The 4,773-nt window shown below is 66.9% G+C and carries 6 protein-coding genes; 2 read left to right on the plus strand and 4 right to left on the minus strand.

Going from position 1 to position 4,773, the window contains the following annotated elements; all coding sequences use genetic code 11:
- From EOA38_RS28320 to EOA38_RS39390, 4 genes are all read right to left on the minus strand, one after another.
- Positions 1–464 (minus strand): FAD-dependent oxidoreductase (locus EOA38_RS28320; RefSeq protein ID WP_127300782.1); only part of this gene is annotated, 464 nt, incomplete at its 3' end.
- A gap of 181 nt (positions 465–645) precedes the next feature.
- Entirely contained in the window at positions 646–1,416 is a 771-nt protein-coding gene (locus EOA38_RS28325; RefSeq protein WP_189350165.1) for a methyltransferase domain-containing protein, read from the minus strand.
- Positions 1,413–2,480 (minus strand): type III polyketide synthase, encoded by a 1,068-nt coding sequence (locus tag EOA38_RS28330; protein ID WP_126094757.1) that lies wholly within the window; start codon positions 2,478–2,480, stop codon positions 1,413–1,415. The genes EOA38_RS28325 and EOA38_RS28330 overlap by 4 nt, the downstream gene beginning before the upstream one ends.
- Positions 2,481–2,719: 239 nt before the next feature.
- Positions 2,720–2,878, minus strand: coding sequence for a hypothetical protein (locus EOA38_RS39390; RefSeq protein WP_189350167.1), 159 nt, complete (start codon positions 2,876–2,878; stop codon positions 2,720–2,722).
- Between the two features lie 395 nt (positions 2,879–3,273).
- On the opposite strand from EOA38_RS39390, the gene EOA38_RS28335 reads away from it, so the two are divergent.
- Both EOA38_RS28335 and EOA38_RS28340 read left to right on the plus strand, forming a co-directional pair.
- Positions 3,274–3,624: a hypothetical protein gene (locus EOA38_RS28335; protein ID WP_245464730.1), complete on the plus strand. Its 351-nt coding sequence runs from the start codon at positions 3,274–3,276 to the stop codon at positions 3,622–3,624.
- 135 nt (positions 3,625–3,759) lie between these two features.
- Positions 3,760–4,773 (plus strand): multicopper oxidase domain-containing protein (locus EOA38_RS28340; RefSeq protein ID WP_127300783.1); only part of this gene is annotated, 1,014 nt, incomplete at its 3' end.

Raw genomic sequence — 4,773 nt, forward strand, 5'->3', positions numbered from 1 at the left:
TCGCGGGAATTGCCGCCGGTTGGCCGGATCCGCACTGCTTGGCAGTCGCCATCGCGTTCGATGGCGACGGCGCGGCAGGGCTGGAAGACTTGCGCGCCGGCGGACCGGGCCGCACCGAGCAGCAGCGTATCCAGTATGTCGCGGCCCAACGCTCGGCCGAAGCCGCCCCTTGCCGCGAGCGCGGCCTTCGCGCCCGGCATCGGCGCCTCGATACAGGCGTCGCCGGAAAAAAGGCCGACGCGGCGGATTTCGGGGCCGGCCTCGGCGCGCCAGGCATCGCCGATCCCGAGCCGGTCGAGCAGCGTGAGATTGCTTGCCGAGATGTATTCGCCGCACACCTTGCGGCGCGGAAACACGCTCTTCTCCACGATCGCCACGGCCCATCCGCGCCGGGCGAGCGCCAACGCCGCCGACGTGCCCGCCGGACCGGCGCCGATGACGACCGCATCGTGGGTGCGCCTCATGGCGTTGTTCCAGCTTGGGTTCCTCGCCCCCACGAAGGTGGGGGAGAGGTGGCTCGGCGAAGCCGAGACGGAGAGGGGGAGCGCCCTACGAAGGCCCCCTCTCCGGCCGCTTGGCGGCCACCTCTCCTCCGCTCCGCCGGGGCGAGGAACCCAAGTTTTGTAGGGTCGCGCCGCAATCTCCCTACTCCCACTTGTGAGGGGCGGACGTGGCCATAATTCCATGTGCCATTGTCTTGTAGGCCCTCGCATCATCCCCGCACGCCCCAACAAAGACGTGGGAGAAAGGCCCGGCTCGCCGCTCTTCCAGCGGCCTGCCGCCGACGGCGCTCCAGATGTCGGAAAGCTCCGTGCCGCGGAAGCCGGCGCGCACGCTCTGAGCGGCGTCATGCCTGGTGACGTCATTGGCGCCGATCGCCGGCAGAAGACGGGTCGCGGCCAGCGCGAAGCCTGCCCGCAGCGGCTCCGTCGCCAGGATGAGCGGAGCCCTGCGCTGCAAAAGCGAAAACAGGCGCAGCAGTCCGTCGTCACCGAAATGATGCAGGAACAGGTTGACGGTGATCGCGTCGAAGGCCCTGCCATCCGCCGTCTGCGCCCAGTCGAAGACATCGGCGGTGATGGTTTCGAGCGTCCAGCCCAGCCCGGCGAAATCCGCCGTGAGCCGTGGCGTGACGAGGCCGACGCGGTCGAGCATCGTCAGTTCCACCCCATGCCAGTCCCTTGCCATGCGCCGCGCCACCTTGAGCATAAAGGTGCCGTCGCCGGCGCCGATCTCCAGGATGCGGCCGGGCGGCCTGGCCATGAATTTCCGCAGCAGCGAGGCCATGATCGGCGCCTGGAACATCAGCGCGTTGATGCGGGCCAGATCGCGGCGCGAGCGTAGCGCCCGCGCATCGTCGGCCGCGAGGCGGTCGAGGATTTCCGGAACGAGGCTGCGTTGAGCGAGCGGGCTCATGAGACGGTCCGGAACAGCATGGTCTCGGCCGTCAGGCCGGGTCCGAACGACATGGCGCAGCCGAGCAATCCGCCTGGCGCCTTCAGCATCTCTTCCATCACGAACATGACTGTCGCCGACGACATGTTGCCGTATCGGCGCAGCACCTCGCGCGACGGCGCGAGCGCGGCCGGCGCGAGGTTCAGCGCCCTCTCGACGGCGTCGAGAATGGTGCGTCCGCCGGGATGCACGGCCCAGAGGTCGATCGCGTCCGGCGGCCGGCCGCCGAGGATGGCGTCCTGGTTGCCACGCAGCGCTTCCTGGATCGCCGCCGGCACCTGGCCGGAGAGAAACATGTCGAAGCCATGGTCGCGGATATCCCAGGTCATCAGCTCCCGCCGCTCGTCCGCGACGGTGCAACGGAAACTGTCGAGCTCGATGCCGGTCGGCTCGGCGGTGACGAGGCTCGCCGCGCAGCCGTCGCCCCAAAGGCAGAAGGACAAAAGCTTTTCCAGCTCGGCAGTTTCCCTCAGATGCAGCGTGCAGACCTCGATGTTGACCAGGAGGACCCTGGCCTGCGGGTCGGAGCGGACGATATGGCGGGCAAGCTTGAGGCCGTTGATCGCCGCATAGCAGCCCATGAACCCGATCATCGTGCGTTCGACACCGTCCGGCAGGCCGCAGCGCTGAACCAGGTCGAGGTCGATGCCGGGCGCCGAGAAACCGGTGCAGGAGGTGACGATGAGGTGGGTGACGCGCGATGCCTCTTCGCCAAGGCGCAGCCCGTCGACGGCCTTTTGCGCCAGGACGGGTGCGGCTTGGCTGAACATCGCCATTCTGGCCGCCGTTCCGGGAAACGCGCCGCGCCTGAAGGTTCCGCCAAGATCGGCCGATGGCCCCTCGGGGTCGAGAGCGGGCGCAAAGCATGAGAAGCGATGCTCGATGCCGGCAAGGCCGGCCATGCGTTCGAATATCCTCCTGCGATCGGCCGCGAGCATGGAGGCGGCGTAGCGCAGGTAGAACTGGTGGACCTCATGCTCCGGAACCGCTGTCGCGATCCGGTTGATATAGGCGTTCACGGGCATGCACGGTCTCCCTGGGCGTCGGGCGCGGTGCGCGCTGTTGCCGGAGGGGTTTCTTGCTCATGAGCGCCCCTGTCAGGCGCCAGGCTCTGAGCGTTGCCTGTTCGATAAACGTTTCGGAAAACCTGTTTCTTCCCCGTCGCGTGATCCCGAACCTAAAAGGCTTGGAGGGGATGATAGGCAAAATCAAAGTGTTACAGCCTTTTCCGCCCCGTTAGCAGCAGGCAAGGACTTCGGGCCGATCACTTGCTGCCTTGCACCACTCCGGGCACGATCAAGACGCCCTGGTCGCGCTCCGAATATCTGAAGCCGATAAAGAACAAGGCGATGATGATGAGGCAGACCGCCAACACGGTGGCGAGGATCCTTCCCGGGTTATCGGCAGGCGGTTTGTCTTCCATGGCAGTTCGCCTCGCATAATAAACCCTGCGAGACCGGCAAGGGTTCCGAGATCCAGGGCGTTCGTCGGATTGGGGGAATGCCGAGCGCCCTGCCGCGATCACGTGACATCGATGACCACCATCAGCCCGCCGCTCTTTTCCGGCCCCACACTGCGCCTTCGGGCGCGCAGCGCGGACGCGGGCATTGAGCGTTGCGTGTTCGATAACGTTCTCAGGGCCGATTTCGTCCGAGGAAATGACAGGCGCGCCAGGATCGGGCTAAAGTATGGCTTGGCCAGGATGAGACTCGATGCCGCGCCCAGGGAGAGATCACGGGCCTGCATCTTGCAAAAGCCGGATTTTGCCGTCAGCCTAAGCGGGCAATGGCTCGGCTATCGCCAAAACACCTCCTCGTCATGCTGCTCGCGGTCTTCCTGACCGCGGGGTTCAGTCTGTCCGCCGTACAGGCCAGCACCATGTCGGTCCGAATGACGGGCGCCATGGCCATGCCTGCCGATACGGGCATGGGCAAAATGGCCGGCTCAGACATGAAGGGCGATTGCAACGCCTGTCTCAAGGACACGGGCGACAAAGGCAGCCCGATGCAGTGCCCGCCGGCCTGCATCGCCCCGGCGCTCGCCGTGCTGCCGCAAGATTTCGGGGTAACGCCGGCCCCCCTGGGGCAGCAGCCATCGGCCTTGCCAGCTCCGCTCCTGCACGGGCGAAGTTCCCTGCCCGACCCATACCCTCCAAGACCCAGCGCCTGACGCCGTTTCAGCCGCAACACGGCTGATCCCCGGCGCCTGATCGCCTGCGCGCATGGTTGCGCCGTGGGCGCGCATGGCAATCCAGGTCGATGCCGAACCATTCGCCATCGATAGCGATCGCAAAGGGTCAGAAGGGTGAATTACGATTTCAAATGCCACTTATCGCGCCGAGGCTTTCTCGGCGCGGCGGCGGGGCTTGCAGTGTCCGCTTCGTTACGTCCCGCCGTGGCCTCCGGCGTCGACGAGCGCAGCATCAAGGTCGCGCCCAGCCAGGCGCGGCTCACCGGGCAGGACGGCCCTGCAACCGCTGTCTGGGCGTATAATGGCACCGTCCCCGGTCCGGCGTTGCGGCTCAGGCAAGGCCAGCCGGTCCGCATCACCGTCGAAAACGGGTTGGACGAGGACACGACTGTCCACTGGCATGGAATCCGCCTGCCGAACGCCATGGACGGGGTGCCGGGGCTTACGCAGTCGCCCATCAAGCCGGGCGGAAGCTTCGTCTACGAATTCACGCCGCCGGATGCAGGTACCTTCTGGTACCATCCGCATGCCGACAGCCTGGTGCAGATCGGCCGCGGCTTGGCCGGCCCGCTGATCGTCGAGGAGGCCGAGCCGGTCGCAGTCGACCGCGATGTCCTGTGGCTGCTGCAGGACTGGCGGCTCACCAAAGACGGCCGGATCGCCGGCGGCTTCGGCAGCATGATGGATGCCTCGATGTCCGGACGCGTCGGCAATCTCGTGACCGTCAACGGGCAGGCGCAGGGCGGTCAAGGCGTGCGGGCCGGCGAGCGCCTCAGGCTGCGACTCGCCAATGCCTCGCTTGCCCGCATGATGGCGCTTCGCTTCGAAGGCCACCGGCCGGTCGTCCTGGCGATCGACGGCCAGCCTTGCGACCCGCACGAGCCTGAAGATGGCCGTCTGGTGCTGGCGCCCGCCATGCGCATCGACATCGCGCTCGACATGCAGGGCGATCCCGGCAGCCGGCATGACGTGATCGACGATTTTTACGACGGCCTCGCCTATCGGCTGACCACGCTCGCCTACGACAAGGCGCCTCCGCTCAGGGCGCATCCGCTCGACACGCCACTGGCCCTGCCGCGGAATCCGCTGCCCGAGCCCGACCTGGCGAACGCCGTGCGGCAGGAGGTC

This window comes from Mesorhizobium sp. M1E.F.Ca.ET.041.01.1.1, assembly GCF_003997355.1.
Taxonomy (GTDB): Bacteria; Pseudomonadota; Alphaproteobacteria; order Rhizobiales; family Rhizobiaceae; genus Mesorhizobium.